The sequence below is a fragment of the Rouxiella sp. Mn2063 genome, from assembly GCF_049319665.1.
Taxonomy (GTDB): Bacteria; Pseudomonadota; Gammaproteobacteria; order Enterobacterales; family Enterobacteriaceae; genus JBMOUD01.
Genome location: NZ_JBMOUD010000001.1, coordinates 361435 through 383439, shown reverse-complemented (window position 1 = coordinate 383439; position 22005 = coordinate 361435). Strand labels below are relative to the sequence as shown.

17 protein-coding genes are annotated in these 22005 nt (G+C 52.6%); 7 read left to right on the top strand and 10 right to left on the bottom strand.

Going from position 1 to position 22005, the window contains the following annotated elements:
* Nucleotides 1-25: 25 nt before the first annotated feature.
* The 9 genes from ACL9RG_RS01610 to ssuD form a co-directional block, all read right to left on the bottom strand.
* A complete protein-coding gene (locus ACL9RG_RS01610; protein WP_422790811.1) occupies nt 26-1504 on the bottom strand; it encodes a hypothetical protein in 1479 nt (492 codons plus the stop codon).
* Nucleotides 1505-1638: 134 nt separating this feature from the next.
* The gene (locus tag ACL9RG_RS01605; RefSeq protein ID WP_422790810.1) at nt 1639-2865 is read right to left on the bottom strand and encodes an acyl-CoA dehydrogenase family protein; all 1227 of its coding nucleotides are present in this window, start codon (nt 2863-2865) and stop codon (nt 1639-1641) included.
* A 27-nt stretch (nt 2866-2892) separates the two neighbouring features.
* Nucleotides 2893-4344, bottom strand: coding sequence for an MFS transporter (locus tag ACL9RG_RS01600; RefSeq protein WP_422790809.1), 1452 nt, complete (start codon nt 4342-4344; stop codon nt 2893-2895).
* A gap of 269 nt (nt 4345-4613) precedes the next feature.
* Nucleotides 4614-5489, bottom strand: coding sequence for a MetQ/NlpA family ABC transporter substrate-binding protein (locus tag ACL9RG_RS01595; RefSeq protein WP_422790808.1), 876 nt, complete (start codon nt 5487-5489; stop codon nt 4614-4616).
* A 2-nt stretch (nt 5490-5491) separates the two neighbouring features.
* Nucleotides 5492-6205, bottom strand: coding sequence for a methionine ABC transporter permease (locus ACL9RG_RS01590; protein ID WP_422790807.1), 714 nt, complete (start codon nt 6203-6205; stop codon nt 5492-5494).
* Nucleotides 6202-7221, bottom strand: a complete 1020-nt coding sequence (locus ACL9RG_RS01585; RefSeq protein ID WP_422790806.1) for a methionine ABC transporter ATP-binding protein — start codon at nt 7219-7221, stop codon at nt 6202-6204. The genes ACL9RG_RS01590 and ACL9RG_RS01585 overlap by 4 nt, the downstream gene beginning before the upstream one ends.
* Nucleotides 7222-7228: 7 nt before the next feature.
* Entirely contained in the window at nt 7229-8638 is a 1410-nt protein-coding gene (locus ACL9RG_RS01580) for an LLM class flavin-dependent oxidoreductase (RefSeq protein ID WP_422790805.1), read from the bottom strand.
* Nucleotides 8639-8740: 102 nt separating this feature from the next.
* Nucleotides 8741-10135, bottom strand: a complete 1395-nt coding sequence (locus ACL9RG_RS01575; RefSeq protein WP_422790804.1) for an FAD/NAD(P)-binding protein — start codon at nt 10133-10135, stop codon at nt 8741-8743.
* Nucleotides 10135-11307 carry an FMNH2-dependent alkanesulfonate monooxygenase gene (gene ssuD / locus ACL9RG_RS01570; protein WP_422790803.1) on the bottom strand — a complete coding sequence of 391 codons (1173 nt, stop codon included), beginning with the start codon at nt 11305-11307 and terminating at the stop codon, nt 10135-10137. The genes ACL9RG_RS01575 and ssuD overlap by 1 nt, the downstream gene beginning before the upstream one ends.
* A 278-nt stretch (nt 11308-11585) precedes the next feature.
* On the opposite strand from ssuD, the gene ACL9RG_RS01565 reads away from it, so the two are divergent.
* Entirely contained in the window at nt 11586-13529 is a 1944-nt protein-coding gene (locus ACL9RG_RS01565) for an aliphatic sulfonate ABC transporter substrate-binding protein (protein ID WP_422790802.1), read from the top strand.
* A gap of 2 nt (nt 13530-13531) precedes the next feature.
* Here the strand turns inward: ACL9RG_RS01565 and ACL9RG_RS01560 are convergent, their stop codons facing one another.
* Nucleotides 13532-14851 (bottom strand): MFS transporter, encoded by a 1320-nt coding sequence (locus ACL9RG_RS01560; protein WP_422790801.1) that lies wholly within the window; start codon nt 14849-14851, stop codon nt 13532-13534.
* A gap of 501 nt (nt 14852-15352) precedes the next feature.
* Here ACL9RG_RS01560 and uxuA point away from each other — a divergent pair.
* The 6 genes from uxuA to uxuR all read left to right on the top strand — a co-directional run bounded on the left by uxuA (nt 15353) and on the right by uxuR (nt 22001).
* Nucleotides 15353-16555 carry a mannonate dehydratase gene (gene uxuA, locus ACL9RG_RS01555; RefSeq protein WP_422790800.1) on the top strand — a complete coding sequence of 401 codons (1203 nt, stop codon included), beginning with the start codon at nt 15353-15355 and terminating at the stop codon, nt 16553-16555.
* Between the two features lie 36 nt (nt 16556-16591).
* Nucleotides 16592-18052, top strand: a complete 1461-nt coding sequence (locus tag ACL9RG_RS01550) for a fructuronate reductase (RefSeq protein ID WP_422790799.1) — start codon at nt 16592-16594, stop codon at nt 18050-18052.
* 63 nt (nt 18053-18115) lie between these two features.
* Entirely contained in the window at nt 18116-19549 is a 1434-nt protein-coding gene (uxaC, locus tag ACL9RG_RS01545; protein WP_422790798.1) for a glucuronate isomerase, read from the top strand.
* Complete coding sequence (locus ACL9RG_RS01540) at nt 19537-20490, top strand: sugar kinase (protein ID WP_422790797.1); 954 nt, start codon at nt 19537-19539, stop codon at nt 20488-20490. The genes uxaC and ACL9RG_RS01540 overlap by 13 nt, the downstream gene beginning before the upstream one ends.
* 31 nt (nt 20491-20521) lie before the next feature.
* Nucleotides 20522-21166, top strand: coding sequence for a bifunctional 4-hydroxy-2-oxoglutarate aldolase/2-dehydro-3-deoxy-phosphogluconate aldolase (locus ACL9RG_RS01535; RefSeq protein ID WP_422790796.1), 645 nt, complete (start codon nt 20522-20524; stop codon nt 21164-21166).
* Between the two features lie 64 nt (nt 21167-21230).
* Nucleotides 21231-22001, top strand: coding sequence for a Uxu operon transcriptional regulator (gene uxuR / locus ACL9RG_RS01530; protein WP_422790795.1), 771 nt, complete (start codon nt 21231-21233; stop codon nt 21999-22001).
* Nucleotides 22002-22005: the final 4 nt, after the last annotated feature.

Sequence of the window (22005 nt, the reverse complement as noted above, 5' to 3'; positions counted from 1 at the left end):
GCGACCTATAACATGACTGAACCTATCAAATTAACGACAATTTACCCGGTTTCTTTTGCAACTGAATACCGTCTGTCAGGAGCTTTTTCTGTTGGGTTTGCTGATTGTCGTAAGGTGTTTGCGTTTCTTCTGTCAAACGGCCAGAAACGTATTTTTTCACTGATTCCAAATTGTGCGTGGTCTGCGACGATGTTACCGAGGCCAGCAACCCTTGCTTGAAATCTAATGCAGTGCTGGTCGTCGTTTGATCGTCAATTTGATGATAGGTGTAGTTTTGCGAGAACTTATCGTCAGTGAGCTTCAGCGGCGTACCTGGAGTCAGCGACTCATGATACGTGGCGCGTAAATTAGCCGTGGTTTGCTGACGCAGTGTACCGTTGTCATCACCTAAATTGGTGCTATTACTTGTCTGGCTAAAACTGTATGAGAACGTATCTTTCTCTTCCTTTTTATAAGGATTCGAAGAGATATCAGCCTGCTGGAAAGAGGCTTTGAAATCAGCCAATCCACTTAAATAGCCACGAGATTTGTCATCTTCTGACATCAGCATAATGCTTTGATTAGCTTTGCTCTGATTGGCTTGAAGTTCATTAGAACCGTAGTTGCTGTTCAATGCACGGAACGTCTCCTTGAACGCATTGATCAGCGTATTGTCTCCGTGACCACGACTTTTGGCATCATCTAACTGCTTAGCATAGGCCGCAAGCGCACGGTCTTGTTGCCCAACGGTTCCTAGTCGTTCTGGATGTGACAAATCAGTGTCAAGCTGGAAGGCGCTATTGCCATCTTTATAATCCACCGAACGCTGAGTGCTATCTGCGTGATAACTCAACGACTGAAGGGAATCACTTCCTTGACGGATATCTGTAGTCAGATCAACAGATTTCAGCACCTGAGTATTAAATTTTGTCAGCCCTTCAAGATCAACATTAGGCGTACTGTTTGACAGTCCATCCAACGTTTTCTGGAAGGCATCAGCAAGGCCGGTAATCGCCGTTGTTTCCGCTTCCGTCAACTCGCCGCCGGTGGTGGTAATCTGCGCCACCATGCCGTCTTCTTGATGTGCCAATGATATGCTGACCTTAACACCGGTTTGGGTCACAATATCGAAAGCAACGGCACTGGCTTGCGCGCCAGCGCTATTTTTACTCACCTCGGCACTTTTATCAGCCGCATTAGGTGATGCCACAACACTAGTAAAGTCCTTTGGACTCTCTTTTAGTTGCAGCAATAACGCTTTGCCCACGCCAGCAAAAGGATTCGGGCCTGATTGGCTAAGATTAGCGGCCATCTGCAAGTCAACCTGACTATTTCCGGCTACTTTTGCCGCCCCTAACTTCATCGCACTCATGCTGTAAATGGCGTTAATTTCATTACTACCATTGCTTAACGTGACGCGTGTTGAAGAGGGTACGCCCGGGGATGTCTGGTTTAATCCAGATGAACTGGCGTTATTAGCAATTCGCGGCGGTGGCATACTAATACTATTGACCCGACCTATCATAATAATCATCTCATTTAGTGATTTACTGATTAGGTATCGGCTAAATTTTGATTAACTTCAGAAAAACCATAAAGAAAATCCGACTAAGGTATCTCAGTCGGATTGATTACGCTTACAGCATCAACACCAGCTTATTATTCCGTCGCCGTACTATTGCCTATCTGCCACAGGAAAGTCGGTGCTTCGCGGTTAATTTCCCAATTACCGATATCACGGATTTTATAAATCACCGGATTGTGCGAAGAAACGGTACGTGCATTACGCCAATGGCGATCGAGCGCTTTGCTGACTCGTGAGTCCGAAGCGCCCAGTGCGTTGAACAGTTCGCTAGAGGCGCGTTGCACCCATTCGGTCGCAATGACCTGTCCTTTGGCGGCATCCAGCTCGGCGGTAATATTGACCGCCTGCTTATGGGCTTCATCATCGCTGATGTGCGCTTCATAAGCCTGTTGCAGCGAGAGAGTGGCTTTCAATACGGTTGCTTCTACTGCAAAAGCCCAGGAAGTGATCTGCCCGACGACCTGCTGGATTTGCACATCATCTTTCACTAAATCCGCGTTGCCATGGCTGTAAACTCGCTTACGATGACGTACCGCATGAGCGGCATCGCGTTGTACAGCGCGGCCGATGCCCGCCAGCGTCGCCAGCAATACATGCTGATAGAACGCCGTCTGATAACGGAAGCGATCGGCAAAATCGAAGACATGCTCACTCTCGACCTTGGCATCTTTAAAACGCGTCGTGCCGCTACCGGTCGTGCGCTGACCAAAACCATCCCAGTCATCGTCTCTTTCAACACCCGGCTGACTGGTGTTAACCAGCGCAATCACTGCGCCATCGTTATCACTGCGTCGGCCCAGGACATCAATCCAATTAGCAAACAGGCTACCGGTGCTGTAAAACTTCTCGCCGTTGAGCAACCAACCGTCAGCCTGCGGTGTCACCTTGGTAATGCTCTGCCCCACTTTAACCGCCCCGACCTCCGTCCAACCGCTGCCGACGAGTTCGCCGTCAATAAAGCGCTGGAACCAACGATCGCGCTGCGGGCTATCTGGCGCATTTAAACGGTCTTCGACAAAGGCAAAATGGGCACGTAATGCCTGCGGCAGGTTGGAATCGGCCTCGGCCAATTCAATCAGCAGTTCAAACAACTGCGGCAACGATGCGCCGTGTCCGCCTTTTTCTTTAGGAATACGCAGCGTGCCAAAACCCGCTTCTTTCAGCCAGCGGATCGGCTCATATGGCAAGGTGCGCGATAACTCACGTTCCACCGTTCCGGCAGCAATTTTGGCAAAAATCGGCCGAAAACGTGCTGCCAGCTGTTGATAATCAGTACCGGTAGAGAGCAGATGTTGAGTCATAATAATCTCCTTTAATTATTGTCAGTCTTAGGCTGATTCGCCCAGATCGTCGATGTCATGCGCGGTAGGTTCAAAACGCACCACCAGCAGGAATAAAATCGGGATTAAGGCCGCCAGCGAGACAATCCAGAACATGTTGGTACCAAAGCGCGCCTGCAACACCGGTAGAATAAACAGAGCCAACGCGCTGCCTACGCCGCCTAAAGAGCGTGTAAAGCCCAGCCCAGTGGCACGGATTGCCGTCGGATAAGACAATGCCGGATAGATCATCATCTGTGCGCCGGGGCCAAAGCCTTCAGCAAACAGCCATAAACCGAGCAGTAAGATGGCCGCGCCAATGCCCAGCGCAGCTTGCGGATGACCAATCAACGCCAGCCCAATCAGTACCACGAATTGCAGGCCAAACCCGGCAATCGCGACATGGCGTGACGCGTATTTCCATGCCAGCCGCATCCCGAGCAGGCCGCCGGTAAAGGCAAATAACACGTTCAACCCCAATGAGGCAGAGATGGTTTCAAACACACCTGCGCCAAGAAACTGCGCTAAAATCGACGGTAGGAAGAAGGCAATCGCGGTGTATTCAAAAGAAATACAAACGGTCATGACGCTGGAAACAATGGTGCGTTCACGGTAAGGCTTTTGGAACAATACGCGGAACCCTGCTTTTGGCGGCTGTGGCGCTTTGTTCACGGCGGTCGCTTCTGAAGCATGAGCCTCAATACCATAAGATTCGCGCAGAATACGTGCCGCACCTTTCAAGTCGCCCTGATTGGCCGCCCACAGCGGGGATTCATTCATAAACTTGCCGCGCACGATGATAATCGCCAGTGCCGGTACCGCCCCGAAGATCAGCGATGCCCGCCATAGCCAGTCACTATGCTGTGCTGGCAACAGGAAATAGAGTGCGAAGATAATCAAAAAACATACTGACGACGCGGCGTACCACATTGGGCACCAGGCGGCGAGGCGCGAGGCTTTATTTGCCTTGCCGGTAAACTTGGAAAACTCAGCCAGATAAGCCATCGCCACCGGTAAGTCGATACCGACGCCAACGCCCATTAAGAAACGCGCGCCGATCAGCACCCACACATTAGGCGCAAATCCGGCCACAATGGCAGAGACGACAAAGAACAGCATATCGGCCATAAACACTTGATAACGGCCATATTTGTCGGTCAACCAACCACCGACCAGGTTTCCCACAATGGTCCCAACCATAATCGATGACGTCACAATCCCCGTCAGCCAAGGGCTCAGGCTAAAATCTTTCACCACATCGTCAATACCGTAAGACAGCGTGGTCAGGTCGTAAGCGTCAAGAAACACCCCGCCCAGCGCCAACAAAACAATCATCCGCGCATAGGTATTCTTCTTACTGCGTTGGTTAATCAAACGTGCCACATCGCTTGCCGAGCCAATAGGCGCAGAAGACGACGAGCTACCGCTGGTGGAACTGGTGTCGATAGATAAAGAACTCATAGCAACCTCTAATTATTGTTAGTGTTGATATGGTTTATAAGGTGAAAATACAGGATTCACAAACAACAAATAAAGCTATAAAAACAATTAAAATCAATAAGTTAATTACATTTCAACATAAAACGACAGTACCGAATTAACGTGAGTTAATCCGGTAATATGACGAACAAATTGTCGCATCCTGACCTGTCTGTTGACCTTCAATCCGTTGACGTTAAAACGCTTCTTGTCGGCCAAGAGAACGACGTTGGTCAGGGAAAATCCCGATGCTACTCGTTCGATACTGGAACCAGTACGCCCTTCACTAATGGATCGTCGGTAGTTTTCAACCACTGCTGTAAGCGTGGATCTGAAAATGCCTTCTCGAGTTTTTGGATATTGGCATCCTGTAAATATGGCGTGCCGATCACCAATTGTGAGGCGAAGGTTTTTGGCGCAGGCGGGAACAAAATACCTTTATCACGCGGCACTTTACCGGCATCAAATTGCGAGACGTAACCAATAGCGGCATCTACGGAATTGAGCGCTCGCGGCATGGTCAGCAGATCCAACTCTTTAAATTTGAAATTGTGTTTGTTCTCGCGAATATCAGCCAATTTGGCCGTGCGGGCTTCGATTGAAGGGTCCAAGCCAATCAGGCCGATGCGTTGCAGCAGCCATAGCGCCTGCCCCTGGTTTGCGCCATCGTTCGGCACGGCAATTTCCGCACCGTCTGGTAAATCAGCGATCGATTTATAACGATCGGAATAGATACCAAATGCCCACTGGAACACCGGCAGCGTCGACGTCAGTTTGAAGTTATTGGCGTCCACCACCTGCTTGAGCCACCACTGATGCTGATAAATGGTGGCGGCATATTCCCCTTGTGCCACCGCACGGTCAGCCTGTACTGGGTCTTGTAGCCCAACCGCTTCAAGTTTGATGCCATAATCTGGCGCGATATGCTCCCCGACATACTCAATCACCCGCTGCTCCCCGGCCATTGCCGGTTCAAAATGCACTTTCAACGTCGTGCCAAAGGTCACTGCCTGCTGGCGGGAGCTGCCAAAATGCCAGGCACCGAGCGCGACCACCACCACAACCGCTAAACCAACGGGTAACGGCCAGCGTTTCTTTTTACGAATTTCAAAATCGTTTATAGGCATGATTAATGGATTTCCTGATGGTGACGTAAAGCGGCGGCCACGCGGTCGCCAATAAACTGAATAAGTTGAATGGTGGCGATCAGCACCACAATGGTGGCAATCATGATGTGATGATCAAAGCGTTGATAACCATAAAGCACCGCCAGATAGCCAATACCGCCCGCGCCGATAGTGCCGGCAATGGCCGAGTATTCAATCATCGAGATAATATTGAGCGTGATAGCGGCAACGATAGCGGGCAACGCTTCACTCAGTTGCGCCTGAGTAATGATCTGCCAGGTCGAACCACCGGAAACCAATCCCACCGCTGTCACTTCTGCCGGAAGCTCACGCAGCGCGTTTTCCACTAAACGACCAAAGAATGGGATACCAGCGATAATCATCGGGATCACCGCCGCAGGAATACCGATAGTGGTGCCGGTTAACCAGAAGGTGAAAGGAATGATCGCCGCCATTAATACCAAAAATGGCAACGAACGCCCCATATTCACCAGCCAGCTCAGCACCCTATGTATGGCCGGTCGAGGGAACAATCCACGCGGCGCGGTATTAAACAACACCACGCCAACCGTGCCGCCAATCACCACCACGAATACCATGACAATACCAACCATCAGCCAGGTTTCACCGTAGGCCGGGAGCATCAAACGATGAATTTGACTCCACGGTGTATCCTGACTCATCACGCTGTCCGACAAATTAACCGGATTACTCATACGGCCTCCTTAAGTAACAAAGGTTGAGTGAGCACCTCGATAATCAGCCCCAGTTGATGCAGGTGTGGCAACAGATCATGCAACGTGTGCGCCGCATTATTAAAGCGCAGCGCAATTTCCACTCGCCCAGCCAAGCTGCCGCCGACCACTTCGACATGGCCACCGAGCAAGTCTATCTGCACGTTGAATTGCTGGCTGATGCGGCTAATCCAATCTGTAGCGACTGGCTGAGTCGCGGCATAGGTCACTAACAAGCGCAGCGCACCCTCGGCCGCCAAAGATTTCAGTGGGAACAGTTGGCGACCGAGCGTTGAGTCCGGTGCAGCCAGCAAATCGCGTACCTGTCCTTGCTGCACAATTTTGCCGTGCTTAATCTCCGCCACTGCATCGGCAGCGTTACGCACCGCGTCCATTTCATGGGTGATCAAAATGATCGACAGGCCATACTCATCGCGCAGTTGCTTAAGCAGGGTCAAAATCGATTCGGTCGCGTCGGGGTCTAGCCCCGAGGTCGCTTCATCCGCCAGCAATACCGAAGGATTAAGCGCCAATGCGCGGGCAATACCCACCCGCTGGCGCTGGCCTCCTGAGAGTTGTGAAGGATAAAAATGCGCTTTATCCGTCAAGCCAACGGCCTCCAGCAGCGTATTCACCCGCTTATCAATATCGCGTTGCACTACGCCAAGATAAACCAATGGCAAAGCAATATTTTGCCAGGCCGTTTTACGTTGTAGTAAAGCAGACGACTGAAACACCGTGCCAATCGCCCGCCGTTCACGACGCAAATCCTCACCGGACAGACGCGACAGATCCTGCCCGTTGACGCGGATACTGCCGCTGGTTGGCTGCTCTAATAGACTGATGCATTTCGCCAGGGTCGATTTCCCCGCCCCGCTAGAGCCAACCACCGCCGTAATCGACCCGGCCGGGACTTGCAGTGAGATACCTTTGAGTACCTCGCTACGTTGGCCGTCCGGAGCCCGATAAGATTTGTGCAGATCATCAATCTCGATCATCGCAGTCTCACTTGGTATTCAGCAATGGACTCAGGTCAACCGCACCGGCAGGCCAACGATAGCTGGCACCCGGATGAGGAGCGCTCAAGCGCGGCCCTTGGTTGAACAATTTTTCGCGCAGCGTGCCTGGCGTATAGTCTTTCTTATACACGCCACGCTTTTGCAACTCAGGGACGACCAGCTCAACAATATCGGTGAAAGATTCGTGGGTAATGGCGTAGGCCAGATTAAAGCCATCGACATCGGTTTCTTCTACCCAAGATTGCAACTCATCGGCTACGGTCTGCACGCCGCCGACCAGCAGCGGGCCAAAGCCACCAACGCCCACCCACTCAGCAATGTTCTTCACTGTCCATTCGATATCTGGGTCTGCCGTTGAGAAGGTTTCAACCGCAGATTGAATCGCGTTAGTGTGCACATGCTTGAGGACTTGATCGGGCTGATACTGCCCAAAATCTATCCCGGTCCAACCAGACACCAGCGCCAAGGCGCCTTCATAGCTGGCATAGGATTTATACTCTTTCCATTTGGCCTGCGCCTCTTGGTCGGTTTCTCCGACAATCACCGTGAGCAAGTTAAAAATCAGCACGCTATTCGGGTCGCGCCCCGCTTCGGCGGTACGGCGGCGAATATCGGCCACGGTTTTTTTCAACAGGACTTTTGACGGTGAAGCCACAAACACGCATTCGGCATTACCCGCAGCAAATTGCTTACCGCGGCTTGAGGCTCCGGCTTGATACAACACCGGCGTGCGCTGTGGTGACGGTTCGCTGAGATGAATCCCCGGCACTTGGAAAAATTCGCCCTGATGGTTAATGGGGTGGATTTTTGTCGGGTCGCTGAAAATACGGCGTTCGCGATCGCGTAAAATCGCGCCGTCTTCCCAACTGCCTTCCAACAGCTTATAAACCACCTGCAGATACTCTTCTGCGTAGTCATAACGCGCATCGTGATCGGTCTGTCCTTTGTGGCCAATATTACGCGCCCCGCTTTCCAGATAAGAGGTAACGATATTCCAACCGATACGCCCTTTGGTCAGGTGATCGAGCGTCGACAACCGGCGGGCAAACGGATACGGATGCTCAAATGACAGCGAAGCCGTCAGACCAAAGCCAAGATGTTCGGTCACCAGCGCCATCGGGGTAATCAACGCCAGCGGATCGTTAACCGGTACTTGAGTCGCTTGACGAATTGCCGCATCGGCATTGCCATTGAGCACGTCATACACGCCCAACACGTCGGCAATAAACAACCCGTCAAATTTGCCGCGTTCCAGCAACCGGGCTAAATCAGTCCAATATTCCAGATCCTTATACTGCCAGGAGCGGTCGCGTGGATGGGCCCACAAACCCGGCGATTGATGGCCGACACAGTTCATATCAAAGGCATTAAGGCGAATTTCACGTTGCGCTGGCATAAGTACACTCCAAAGTTAAGGTTCCTGCCGCGAACAGCACGCGGCCAAAGAACAGGATTCTTTTTTGTAATAAGAAGAAGGTTTATTGAGAAAAATGGTGATTCAGTGTGAGTGGCGACATCGTTCGGCCAGTGCAGACAAAATGCGCCCTGCTACGGCCTGTGCATGATCGGCGACCTGAGGTAGCCCCATTAACTCCCCGAAACGACCGCGGGCGGCGGGGCCTGCAACTAATAGCCGGGGATTAGCGCGTCCGAGGTTATCGAGAACTTCACTGTGCTCATTCACCTCTAATCCCAGTCCCAACGCATCGGCACGCAAAGCTCCTTGTTCGGCTAACGCGTTGAGCGCGGGATTGCTATCAATCAGTCCCGCATGCGCCGGGCCGGTGGTCACGATCAGTCGCTGCACTTGCCAATTTTCCTGGCTGGCGTGGCGCGGTAATATTGTCAACGCTAGCCCGCGGCCATGCTGTTCGGCCTGCTGCAAACGGGCGGCGATCACCCGCAGGCTGCCATCGGCACGCTTTTGCTCTAACAACGTGCTGACCTGCGGCGCGATGCGGTAACGATGCACATCCCAATAGGCGCGCAAATGGCGCAGGAAACGCCGCTGCTCTATTTCGCTTAATGCCTGCCAAATCCGCTGGCCACTGCTGCGAATATCATCCAACACCACTTGCCACGGCTGCTGTAACTGGGCAGCGCGGGCGATTTCCAAGCGGATTTGCCGTAACCATTTTCCGCTAGTGAAGCCAACATCCGGCACGTTCCATGCCGGATAATCTCCCACCAAATTTGAGCGCGGCAGCAAGCCGTGACGCGAGAAGGCGGTAATCTGTCCGCGATGGCCGCGACGATGTAATGCCGCAACCACATCAGCCATGGTCAGGCCGGTGCCGATAATCGCCAGCGGTTCATCAGCGACGATATTATCGAGGGCATTGGCCTGCCACGGATTGCCAATCAACGCCGGATGCGACACCAGTGCGGCAGGAATTTGGCGCGGCAATGCGGGAGCCGGATGGCTGACCGCCAGCACCACATAACTGCCATATAACGTTTTGCCGCCTTGAGTCGTTACCGTGGCACCCTGCGCATCAGGTTGAATGTTAATGACGCTATCCGCCAGATGACGCAGCGTTGCCCGACCTGATTGGCTGGCCTCATGGAAACGCTGCTCAACATAACGGCCAAAGGCACCGCGCTGTGGATACACTTTGCCGTCGTGCCACAAGGCGTGCGGATCAGCATTCAATTCGTCACCGGCGCGGAACCAGCGGTCAAAATCGCCCTGTGACTCGCCAGAAAGTTGCATTCTTTCCGCCGGAACATTAATACGGTGCGCAGGTTCGGTAGTGGAATAAGCCACGCCATAGCCGGGCGCTGAGCGCGGATCAATCACCGTGACATCCGCGTCAGCCTGCGCCAACGCAATCGCCAGCGCCGTGCCGCTAAAACCACCGCCGATGATGATGATGTGCTCACGCTTTGCCATCACGCGTCCTTAGCCTTTGGGCTCGGGCGCTTATCGCCGCCGATGGTTTCGCCAAATGGTCCGGTATTGACCGTGCGAGCCGCTTGATTCGTTGGATGCGCCAATGGCAGCAAAGGCATCACTAATTCAGCAAAGCGATGGGCTTCTTCCAGATGCGGGTAGCCAGAGAAGATAAAGTTGTCGATACCCAGCGCCTGATATTCGCGGATACGTTCGGCCACTTGCTGCGGATTGCCCACCAGCGCTGTGCCTGCACCGCCGCGAACCAGCCCCACGCCAGCCCACAGATTAGGACCAATACGTAAGCTGTCGCGCGAGCCACCGTGCAATTCACTCATGCGTTTTTGGCCGGTAGAGTCCATTCGTGCAAAGATTTTCTGTGCGGCGGCGATAGTCTCTTCATCGAGATGGCTAATCAGCCGGTCGGCCGCCGCCCAGGCCTCTTCTTCGGTTTCGCGGACAATCACATGCAGACGAATACCGTAATTGAGCGTGCGCCCTTGTTGTTCGGCGCGCTGGCGTACTACCGCCAGTTTCTCGGCGACCTGCTCCAGCGGTTCCCCCCAGGTCAGGTAGGTATCAATCTGGTTAGCGGCAATATCAATCGCCTCGGGCGATGAACCGCCGAAAAACAGCGGTGGGCCGTTTTCTTGCACCGGCGGGAATAACAGTTCAGCCCCTTCCACATGAATATGTTCGCCCTCGAAATCGACTTTCTCGCCTTTTAGCAGACGCTGGTAAACCTCGAGAAACTCTTGCGTGACCTTATAACGCTCGGCATGAGAGAGGAAAATCCCGTCGCCCTTGTTCTCTACCGGATCACCACCGGTGACGACGTTAATCAACAGACGCCCTTCTGACAGGCGATCCAGCGTTGCGGCCATACGCGCCGCCAGGCTTGGCGGCTGCAAGCCCGGGCGTACCGCCACCAGATAACGTAGACGGCGAGTGATCGGCGCTAACGCTGCTGCCACCAGCCAAGAGTCTTCGCAGCTTTTTCCGGTTGGGATCAGTACACCGTAATAACCCAGATTGTCAGCGGCCAGCGCCACCTGCTGCAAATAAGGTAAATCAACCGGACGACCACCGTGGGTAGTACCCAGATAGCGGCTATCGCCGTGGGTTGGCAGGAACCAGAAGACATTGATTTTATCTTTAACTAACTCACTCATTATGCATTTCCTATATAACCAATTCTGATTTTTTTTGATAGAAAGATAGGCTTTGGTTATAAATCTATTTGCAGAATGCGTGCCAAGATACGAAAAGCATTAAGTTGATAAAAATCAATGAGATGAATTTATTGAATTGCTAAAAAATTGCTGCATTGGCAACAGCTGTTGCTGTTTTACTGCTGCATTTGCAGCAAAGCAGCAAATTCCCCCTCTCGCCCTCGCCCGTTGCCTGAGATAAAGTTTTCCTCCGCCGCTGTTAATACCCTGGAGCCGATATGCACAATCCACAGCCCTACGCATCTGATAAGCCGACCTTAATCGATCCGGCTTCTATTGCGTTTCAAAGCGTATTAGACCGCTTGGCCCCCACCGATGCGACGGTGCTGATCGTCGGCGAAACAGGTACCGGCAAAGAGGTGGTTGCTCGCTATCTACATCACAACAGCAAACGGCACCAGCAGCCCTTTTTGGCGGTAAACTGCGGCGCGCTAACGGCCAGTCTGGCCGAAGCTGAGCTGTTCGGGCATGAAAAAGGGGCATTTACCGGCGCGACACATACTCACCAAGGCTGGTTTGAAGCGGCAGAAGGCGGCACCTTATTACTCGATGAGATTGGCGAGCTGAGCCTGCCGTTACAGGTCAAGCTGCTGCGCGTGTTACAAGAGCGGGAAATCACCCGCGTCGGCTCACGCAAAGCGCTGAAGGTCAATGTACGGGTGATTGCAGCGACCCATGTTGATTTAGCCAATGCCATCCGTGAGAAGCAGTTTCGCGAAGACCTCTATTATCGTCTTAACGTCGCGGCAGTAACTTTGCCACCACTGCGTCAGCGCCCGGATGATATTCCCGTGCTGGCCAATCACTTTTTACGCCTTTATGCCCGCCGTTTGGGGCGCCCTCGCCTGCGGCTGACAGAACAGACGCTGCAAACGCTGCTCGACTACCACTGGCCGGGTAATATTCGTGAACTGGAAAACACGCTGCACAACGCCGTCCTGCTCAGCAAAGACGAGGTGATTGAACCTCAGCAATTAAGGCTTAATCCGTTGAGCTTTAATGCCTCGGCCTTTAATCAGGGCGTTCTGGCATCCGGGATTAACACCGATGACGCTATCGAACATTTTATGCGTCAACAGTTACAAAGCGAGACGCCACAACTCTATCAGCGTGTAGTCAATGCGTTGGTGCGCAATGCCTTTGATGCCAACGAGGGTAATCAGTTGCAAACTGCGGAACGTCTGGGCATTAGCCGCAATACGCTGCGTACCCATTTGGCGCATTTGGGACTGATTAAACCACGCCGCCGTAATAACATTACGTTTGAACGCCCAACGGGCGCAGTGCGCGGGCAAGAGCGGGAGCTGCGTATTGGTTATCAGAAATTCGGCAACCTCGGCGTGCTGAAAGCTCGACAAAGTCTGGAGCAGCGCTTTGCCGGGCAAAATATCAATATCTTGTGGAGTGAATTCCCCGCCGGGCCACAGCTACTGCATGCGCTCAACAATGATGAGATTGATTTTGGTACCACCGGTGAAGTACCGCCGATCTTTGCTCAGGCACAGGGTAATTCGCTGGTCTATATCGGCTACGAACCTCCTGCGCCGCAAAGTGTGGCAATGGTGGTCCCCACCGACAGCCCCATCCGTCACGCGGGAGATTTACGCGGTAAACGTATTGCGGTCAATAAAGGGTCCAATGTTCACTACCTGTTAGTACAGATGCTCGATGAACAGGGCTTGACGCTTAATGATGTGCGAGTGGTTTATGCCCCACCCAAGTACCCATTGGCCGCCACCGATTATCAAGCCGTCGATGCCTGGATGATGTGGGACCCGCTGCTCAGCGATGCCGAGCGTTCCGGCACGCTGCGAGTGATAGCCGATGGCACGCACCTGGTGCTCAATCAGCAGTTTTATCTGGCACAGCGCCGCTTTGCCGAACAGTCCGGCGATTTACTGCAAGACATGATGCAAACGCTGCAACTGACCGGCCGCTTTATTGCCAGCCAACCGGCTGAAGCCGCGCGCTTTCTGGCCAGCGAACTTGGCCTGCCATCAAGCTCGCTGGAACAGGCGTTGTCACGCCGCGACCATGCGACGCGGGTGATGGATTTACAGGTAATACGTGAGCAACAGAGTATTGCCGACCGGTTTTACGCTCTGGGATTACTGCCCAGAGCGATCAACGTGCGTGATGCGGTGTGGACGATGCCCGCCTAGGTTCAGGCGTTGCTATTGAGTGACTGGGTAACCGGCGGTTGATGCCTTTGTTGTGGATCACTCTTTTGTGGATCAACAATCAGTACCCACAGCAAAATTGCGCCGACGATATCGAACAGGCTCAGCGCAATAAAGAACGGGCCGTAGCCAATAATGGTCACCAGCGCGCCCATAAACAGGTTAAAGGTTAATTGTCCTAGCCAGGCCGCAGAACCGGCTAATCCGGCCACCGTTGCCACTTCGTTTTTCTTAAACAAGTCAGCCGACATGGTAATGACCACCGTCGATAAAGTCTGGTGGGCAAAACCGCCGATGCTCATTAAGGCAATCGCAATATAGGGATTAGTGGTAATGCTGACAAAGCCAATCGAAATCATCAGCACCGCGCCAATAGTAAAGCTGGCTCGACGGGCGTTGATGGTAGTCATATTGAGCTTTTCCATAAAGAATTTGGCTAAGAACCCCCCGGCCAGACAGCCAAAATCGGCGGCTAAAAAAGGCAGCCAGGCGAACATAGCAATCTCTTTAAGCGGCAGATGCATGACGTTAATCAGATACAACGGCATCCAGAAACTCAGCGTGCCCCACGCAGGGTCGGCCAGAAAACGTGCCAGTGCCAGCCCCCAAAAATTACGCTGTTTCATGATCTGTTTCACCGCCGGCTTCTTGTCATCGGCTTGCAGATAACTCTCTTGCCCCTCCTCGATATAACGCAGCTCTTTCGGGGTGATCCACGGGTGTTTATTTGGCGAACGATAAATCAGGAACCAGGTGATTGAGAACAGCACGCCGATAGCCCCGGTAATCACAAAAGCCATCTCAGTGCCCATGCCGCTGTCGGCGAAGGTCAGCATCGACCATACCACCAGCGGCGGCGCTAACATCGCCCCAATCGAGGTGCCAATATTAAACAGTCCACCGGCAATACCGCGCTCTTTGGTCGGGAACCATTCGGCGCTGGCTTTAATACCCGCCGGAATAGCCGAGGCTTCGGTCAGCCCCATTAACCCGCGCAAGAATGCCAAACTTATCCAGCCGCCGGCCAAAGCATGCGCCATGTTGACCAGCGACCATAGCAGCGCAAAAATCGCGAAACCAATTTTCAACCCCACCACATCCAACAGGTAGCCGGTAATCGGCTGTGCGATGGTGTAGCAAAATTGGAAGGCACTGACCACCCAGGAATATTGCTGTTCATTGAAATGCAGCTCTTTCATCATCGCGGGTGCCGCCACGCTCAATGAACTGCGGGACAGGTAGTTGACGATGGTTCCCAGACAAACCAGCGCAATAATCCACCATCTCAATTTGGTCATCTTCATGCAGAAAGCCTCATGTCAGCAGCGTGCTTATTTCTCAGACCTGATGGCCTACCACGAGAAATGAATCAACAGTAAATTGGTTGACCAAATTCAATATTGAGTGGCAAGACTTCTCCGCACATCTTGTTTGGCCATCATTGGTTTTTATTAAAAATAGGTTTTAGGAAACAGCATTAGATTTTCGATAACACTGTTAATGGTGATGAGTGGCTAGTGTGAAGAGGTCAAATGGGTAAAAAATTGATCGCAGTCATGCTTCTAAAATAGGTTATCCACTTTTTACCCAATTCGTGATTTGGTTAACCAATTTTGCTATTCAGATTGACTTGTGACCAATGCAGGCCGAATCTAGCCGACAGGATAGGCCTTGTCAGCTCACGGCTGGGCCGATAATCATATAGTGGTCAACCATTTATCTCATGGCGTGATAGGCAGACCATTCAGGCAGGGATGTCGCCAATCAGCAATAGTTGGCCCGCAACCATAGAAGGAGAGATGACGATGAAGCAAACCTGGCGTTGGTATGGACCAAACGATCCGGTCAGTCTGGCGGATGTTCGTCAGGCTGGAGCAACCGGCGTGGTCACGGCGTTACACCATATTCCCAACGGCGAAGTCTGGCCGATTGAGGAGATCGTTAAGCGCAAAGAGATGATTGCAGCCGCCGGTCTGGTCTGGTCAGTGGTTGAAAGTGTGCCGATTCATGAAGAGATAAAAACCCACAGCGGGCAGTACGATTTGTGGATCAAAAATTACCAGCAGACTCTACGCAACCTCGCCGCCTGCGGCATTTACACTATCTGCTACAACTTTATGCCAATCCTCGATTGGACGCGTACCGATCTGGAATACGAGCTGGCGGATGGTTCAAAGGCGCTGCGTTTTGACCAAATCGCCTTTGCCGCTTTTGATATCCACCTACTGCAACGCCACGGTGCGCAAAAAGATTATACCGCTGAGGAAGTAGAGCAAGCGCAGCACTATTTTGCCGCCATGTCTGACGATGATAAAGCGCGCCTGATTGGCAATATTATCGCCGGCCTGCCGGGTGCAGAAGAAGGCTATACGCTCGAACAATTCCACGCACAGCTGGCTCGTTATGACGGAATAGATAAAGCGCGATTACGCGAACATTTTTCTTATTTCTTGCGTGGCATTATTCCGGTCGCCGAAGAAGTGGGCATTCGTATGGCGGTGCACCCGGACGATCCTCCGCGCCCTATTCTTGGTCTGCCGCGCATTGTCTCTACCATTGAAGATATGCAATGGATGGTTGATGAGGTCAGCAGTAGTGCTAACGGTTTTACCATGTGCACCGGTTCTTACGGCGTACGGGCCGATAACGATTTGGTCAATATGATTGAGCAGTTTGGCCCACGGATTTACTTCACGCATTTACGCTCGACGCTACGTGAAGAGAATCCAAAAACCTTCCATGAAGCTGCGCATTTATATGGCGATGTGGATATGTACGAGGTGGTGAAAGCCATTGCCAGCGAAGAACACCGTCGTCGCACTGCCGGTCAAGAAGATCCTATCCCAATGCGTCCAGACCACGGACATCAAATGTTGGATGATCTGAAAAAGAAAACCAACCCCGGTTATTCAGCGATTGGCCGCCTGAAAGGTCTGGCCGAAGTACGAGGCGTCGAGTTAGCGGTTAATCGCGCTTTCTTTAATCATCGCCTGCCGTCAGGCAAATAATCTGCCCGATAGGCTGCCACGCAAAAGGAGTCAATTATGGATAACAATCTCGCCACCGGCCCGCTTACGGTTGCCCGTCCTGCGTGGCAGTCATCGCGGCTGGTTGCGCGCATTGTCCATCTGGGCTGCGGGGCATTTCACCGTGCTCACCAGGCGTTGTTCACCCACCATTTACTGGAATCTAGCGACAGCGATTGGGGGATTTGTGAAGTCAGTATTATGCCGGGTAACAGCGCGAAACTGATTGCCCAACTCAACGCACAAGCGTTGCTTTATACCGTGGCAGAACGCGGCGCAACCGATACAGAGTTAAAAGTTATCGGTTCAGTAAAGCAAGCGCTGCACCCGGAATTTGATGGCTGTGAGGCGATTATCGAGGCCTTAGCACGTCCAGAAACCGCGATTGTTTCTCTGACGCTGACTGAGAAAGGTTATTGCATTAGCCACGGCGAGCTTGATAAGCATAGCCCGCTGATTGAAAACGACCTGCGGCACCCGCAGCAGCCAAAATCTGCAATGGGCTACCTTGTTGAAGCTTTACACCGCCGCCGTCAGCGCGGGTTAAGTGCCTTTAGCGTACTGTCCTGCGATAACCTGCACAACAATGGCAAGGTGGCGCAGGCCGCCGTGTTGGGGCTCGCCAGTGCACGAGATGCCACGCTCGCCGAGTGGATTCGCCAGCATGTCACCTTCCCTGCAACGATGGTTGATCGCATTGTGCCTGCTGTCACCGAAGACACCCTGCAACAGATTGCCGGACAGCTCGGCGTTTATGACCCTTGTGCGATTGCCTGTGAACCCTTCCGCCAATGGGTGATTGAAGATAACTTTGCCAATGGCCGCCCGGATTGGGACAACGTGGGCGCACAGTTTGTTGCCGACGTTGCGCCATTTGAAGCCATGAAACTGCGCATGCTCAACGGCAGCCATTCGTTTCTGGCCTACCTGGGCTATTTGGGCGGCTATGACACCATCGCCGATACCATGAGTAACCCGGCTTATCGCCGCGCAGCGTTAGCGCTGATGCTTGATGAACAGGCACCGACGCTGTCAATGCCGCAAGGCACCGATCTTCAGCATTATGCCCAACAGTTGATTAGCCGTTTTGAAAATCCATCGTTAAAACATCGTACCTGGCAGATTGCGATGGACGGCAGCCAAAAACTGCCGCAGCGGCTGCTCGATTCAATCCGCAGCCATCTCGCCAACGGCACCGATTATCGTCATTTAGTGTTAGGCGTCGCAGGATGGATGCGCTATGTCAGCGGCGTGGATGAACAAGGCCAGCCTATTGAAGTAGTCGACCCGCTGCTGAGTCGTTATCAGCAGATCCATCAGCAATACGACGAGCCCGCACAGCGCGTTTACGCCCTGCTGGCCATTGACGAGATCTTTTGCCGCGACCTGCTGGCCTGCCAGAGCTTTGTCGATCAACTGACCACGATTTATCAGCGCTTATGCCAAATCGGTGCGCGAGCCGCAGTAGAAGCGTTGTGACTAGCGGTGGAAACGATGTTGAGCACCAAAGAAATCAATGTTGAGCACCGGAGGAGAACAGTAATGACCCCATTTATGAATGAAGATTTTTTACTGCGTAATGCGACAGGCCGCGCGCTGTACCACGATTTTGCTGCCGCCATGCCAATTTATGATTATCACTGCCACCTTAATCCGCAGGATATTGCCCAAGACCGCCGATTCGAAAACCTGACGCAAATCTGGCTAGAAGGCGATCACTATAAATGGCGCGCGCTGCGGGCGGTTGGTGTGGAAGAAGCGCTGATTACCGGCAAAAGTACCTCGGATTATGATAAATATTTGGCTTGGGCCAAAACGGTGCCAAAAACCTTGGGTAATCCGCTCTATCACTGGACGCACCTTGAATTGCGCCGCCCGTTCGGCATCACCAATACGTTGTTTAGCCCCGATACGGCGGAGAAAATCTGGCAGCAGTGCAACGAACAACTCGCCACACCTGCATTTTCGGCACGCGGTATTATGCGCCAAATGAACGTGCGTTTTGTCGGGACGACTGATGACCCGATTGACTCGCTGGAATATCACCACCAGATTGCCACCGATAGCAGTATCGATATCGAGGTCGCGCCGAGCTGGCGTCCAGATAAAGCGTTTAAAATAGAGCTAGATGGCTTTGTTGATTATCTACATAAACTCGGCCAGGTCACGGATATTACCATCGAGCGCTTTGATGATTTACGCGATGCATTAAGCCAGCGTTTGGATCACTTTGCTGCCCACGGCTGCCGGGCGGCAGATCATGGCATTGAAACGCTGCGCTATGCGCCGGTGCCAGATGATAAGCAGTTGGATGCGATTCTGAAAAAACGTTTGGCTGGCGTCCCGCTTGATGACAGCGAGATCGCGCAATTCACCACCGCCGTGCTGGTCTGGCTGGGGCGGCAATATGCCCGCCTTGGTTGGGTAATGCAGCTACATATTGGCGCAATCCGTAATAACAATACCCGGCTGTTCCGCCAGCTTGGGGCCGATAGCGGGTTTGATTCTATTGGCGATAATCCGCTCGCCTGGCCGCTTTCCCGCCTGCTAGACAGCATGGATGTCACCAATGAGCTGCCCAAAACGATTCTTTATTGCCTCAACCCGCGGGATAACGAAGTCCTCGCGAGCATGGTGGGTAATTTCCAAGCTCCAGGCATAGCAGGCAAAGTACAGTTTGGTTCTGGCTGGTGGTTCAATGATCAAAAAGATGGCATGTTGCGCCAATTAACCCAGCTATCGCAAATGAGCCTGCTCAGCCAGTTCGTGGGCATGTTGACCGATTCACGCAGCTTCCTCTCTTATACGCGCCACGAATATTTCCGCCGTATTCTGTGCAATCTGCTCGGTCAGTGGGCCGAAGAAGGTGAAATCCCGAATGACCGCGAGTTACTCGGCCAGATGGTACAAGATATTTGCTTTAACAATGCCCAGCGTTATTTCCAGATTCAAGGGGCGGCAACATGCAGCAGATAGCGTTGATCGGCGAATGTATGATTGAGCTTAGCGGCACGCCGTTTGGTGTCATGCAGCAAACCTTCGGCGGTGATGTGCTCAATAGCGCGGTCTATCTGGCGCGCGCGGTCAGGCAGCAGATGTCCGTTCATTTTGTCAGCGCAATGGGGGTCGACTCACTCAGTGAAGGGATGATTAACCGCTGGCAACAAGAAGGTATCAATACCCAGCTAGTATTACGCGATGAGCTGCACCAGCCAGGCTTATATATGATTCAACTCGACGCACGGGGTGAACGATCTTTTCTTTACTGGCGTAAAGACTCTGCCGCCCGCTGGTTGTTACAGCACCCCGAGTTTTCACGTATTGCACACGCGTTGCAGGCGGTAGATGTCATCTATGTCAGCGGCATTAGTTTGGCTATTTTGCCCGCTGCGGACCGTCTATCCTTGATGAGCCTGTTAGAAATGCTAGCTGAACAAGGTAAGCTGATTATCTTTGATAGTAATTATCGCCCCGCCCTGTGGGACTCTGCCGAGCAGACTCGCCACTGTTATCAACGTCTGCTGGCGGTGACTTCACTGGCACTCGTCACCGACGATGACGAGCAACGCCTGTGGGGCGATGGCAATATTGCCGCGACCTTGCGGCGTTTACAGCAAGCGGGGGTAAAAAAAGCGGTGGTGAAAGCCGGTGCTCAAGGATGTTGGTGGCAAGACTTTACTCAACCCGCTGCGCCATTGTTGATCCCAACTCAACCTGTCGCCAACGTCGTTGATACCACCTCGGCGGGCGATGCATTTAACGCCGGATTTTTAGCCGGGTTCTTATCCGGTCACGGCGGCGAACAGGCGGCAAAAATGGGGCATCAACTGGCTGGCGTGGTGATTCAACATAAAGGGGCGATTGTGCCGCGAGAGGCGACGCAAACCGTGACCGACAGCTTCAGCATTTATGCGTAGTATTGAAAATACAACCAAAGAGAAAATCCTGATGACAAAAAGTATTGAAGCAACGCTGATTGCACAACTTAAGCAGTTGAAAATCGTGCCGGTGATTGCCGTCGATCGTGCCGAAGATATTATTCCGCTCGGCAAAGCACTGTGTGATAACGGCCTGCCGGTAGCGGAAATCACCTTCCGTTCCGATGCGGCAGCACAGGCGATCCGTTTATTACGTCAAGCCCAGCCTGATATGTTAATTGGTGCAGGCACCGTACTTAACGCCGAGCAGCTTGACGCTGCGCAGGCAGCAGGCGCGTCCTTTATCGTCTCACCGGGGTTTAATCCCAATACGGTAAAAGCCTGCCAGCAGCGCGATATTCCTATTATCCCCGGCGTCAATAATCCGATGGCGATTGAAGCGGCATTGGAGATGGGATTAACCACGCTGAAATTCTTCCCGGCGGTCGCCTCTGGCGGCATTGATATGATTAAAGCGCTGCTCGCACCTTATACTCAGATTCAATTGATGCCTACCGGCGGTATTGATGTGAATAATATCCAGGCGTTTTTAGCCATCCCGCGAGTCATTGCCTGTGGTGGTTCATGGATGGTGAAACCCGAGCTGGTACGTCAAGGCGAATGGCAGCAAATCGGTGAAATCACCCGCCAGGCGGTTAAATTGGTCAACCAATAATGATTGGCAGGGTTGGCTATGTTATAGTCTGCCCAATCTGCCTTTTGACCCGGTATTTCACAGCATGAAACCAGCAAGCAATCCACAGCGGCCTTATCAAGAAGTCGGCATGCAGTTGCGTGAGATGATCGCTCAGCAGCAGTATGCCGTTGGCGAGCGATTACCGCCGGAGCGGGAAATTGCCGAGATGTTGACGATGTCACGTACCGTAGTGCGTGAAGCGTTGATCATGCTCGAGCTTGAAGGTTTGGTTGAGGTAAAACGCGGGGCTGGGATCTTTGTGATTAATACGCCAGCAGAAATCTCGACCCGCGCAGTGAACAAACAAGCTAATGATGCCGGTCCGTTTGAGCTGTTACAGGCGCGACAATTATTAGAAAGCAACATTGCCGAATTTGCCGCGCTGCAAACCACCCGCGAAGACATTATTAAAATGCGCCGCGCGTTGGAGATTGAAGAGACCGAGCTGGCGGCCAATGACGCCAATGCCAAAGAGAGCGGCGATATGCTGTTTCACCTGGCGATCGCTGAAGCGACCCATAATAGCATGCTGGTCGAGCTCTTTAAGCAATCCTGGCAGTGGCGTGAGAACAACCCAATGTGGGGCCAGCTACACAGCCACCTCGAAGACAGCCACTATCGTCAGCAGTGGTTAATTGACCATAAACAGATCCTCGCCGCGCTGATTAAAAAAGACGCCAAAGCCGCCAAACACGCCATGTGGCAACATCTGGAAAACGTCAAAAATCGCCTGCTGGAATTTTCAGATGTCGATGATATTAACTTTGATGGCTACCTGTTTGAGTCATGGCCATTGGGTGAAACCCCCTCTTGATCTT

Excerpts from the sequence above, each read along its gene's own strand:
- ACL9RG_RS01610 (WP_422790811.1), bottom strand. The coding sequence starts at position 1,504 with ATGATAGGTCGGGTCAATAGTATTAGTATGCCACCGCCGCGAATTGCT.
- ACL9RG_RS01605 (WP_422790810.1), bottom strand. The coding sequence starts at position 2,865 with ATGACTCAACATCTGCTCTCTACCGGTACTGATTATCAACAGCTGGCA.
- ACL9RG_RS01600 (WP_422790809.1), bottom strand. The coding sequence starts at position 4,344 with ATGAGTTCTTTATCTATCGACACCAGTTCCACCAGCGGTAGCTCGTCG.
- ACL9RG_RS01595 (WP_422790808.1), bottom strand. The coding sequence starts at position 5,489 with ATGCCTATAAACGATTTTGAAATTCGTAAAAAGAAACGCTGGCCGTTA.
- ACL9RG_RS01590 (WP_422790807.1), bottom strand. The coding sequence starts at position 6,205 with ATGAGTAATCCGGTTAATTTGTCGGACAGCGTGATGAGTCAGGATACA.
- ACL9RG_RS01585 (WP_422790806.1), bottom strand. The coding sequence starts at position 7,221 with ATGATCGAGATTGATGATCTGCACAAATCTTATCGGGCTCCGGACGGC.
- ACL9RG_RS01580 (WP_422790805.1), bottom strand. The coding sequence starts at position 8,638 with ATGCCAGCGCAACGTGAAATTCGCCTTAATGCCTTTGATATGAACTGT.
- ACL9RG_RS01575 (WP_422790804.1), bottom strand. The coding sequence starts at position 10,135 with ATGGCAAAGCGTGAGCACATCATCATCATCGGCGGTGGTTTTAGCGGC.
- ssuD (WP_422790803.1), bottom strand. The coding sequence starts at position 11,307 with ATGAGTGAGTTAGTTAAAGATAAAATCAATGTCTTCTGGTTCCTGCCA.
- ACL9RG_RS01565 (WP_422790802.1), top strand. The coding sequence starts at position 11,586 with ATGCACAATCCACAGCCCTACGCATCTGATAAGCCGACCTTAATCGAT.
- ACL9RG_RS01560 (WP_422790801.1), bottom strand. The coding sequence starts at position 14,851 with ATGAAGATGACCAAATTGAGATGGTGGATTATTGCGCTGGTTTGTCTG.
- uxuA (WP_422790800.1), top strand. The coding sequence starts at position 15,353 with ATGAAGCAAACCTGGCGTTGGTATGGACCAAACGATCCGGTCAGTCTG.
- ACL9RG_RS01550 (WP_422790799.1), top strand. The coding sequence starts at position 16,592 with ATGGATAACAATCTCGCCACCGGCCCGCTTACGGTTGCCCGTCCTGCG.
- uxaC (WP_422790798.1), top strand. The coding sequence starts at position 18,116 with ATGACCCCATTTATGAATGAAGATTTTTTACTGCGTAATGCGACAGGC.
- ACL9RG_RS01540 (WP_422790797.1), top strand. The coding sequence starts at position 19,537 with ATGCAGCAGATAGCGTTGATCGGCGAATGTATGATTGAGCTTAGCGGC.
- ACL9RG_RS01535 (WP_422790796.1), top strand. The coding sequence starts at position 20,522 with ATGACAAAAAGTATTGAAGCAACGCTGATTGCACAACTTAAGCAGTTG.
- uxuR (WP_422790795.1), top strand. The coding sequence starts at position 21,231 with ATGAAACCAGCAAGCAATCCACAGCGGCCTTATCAAGAAGTCGGCATG.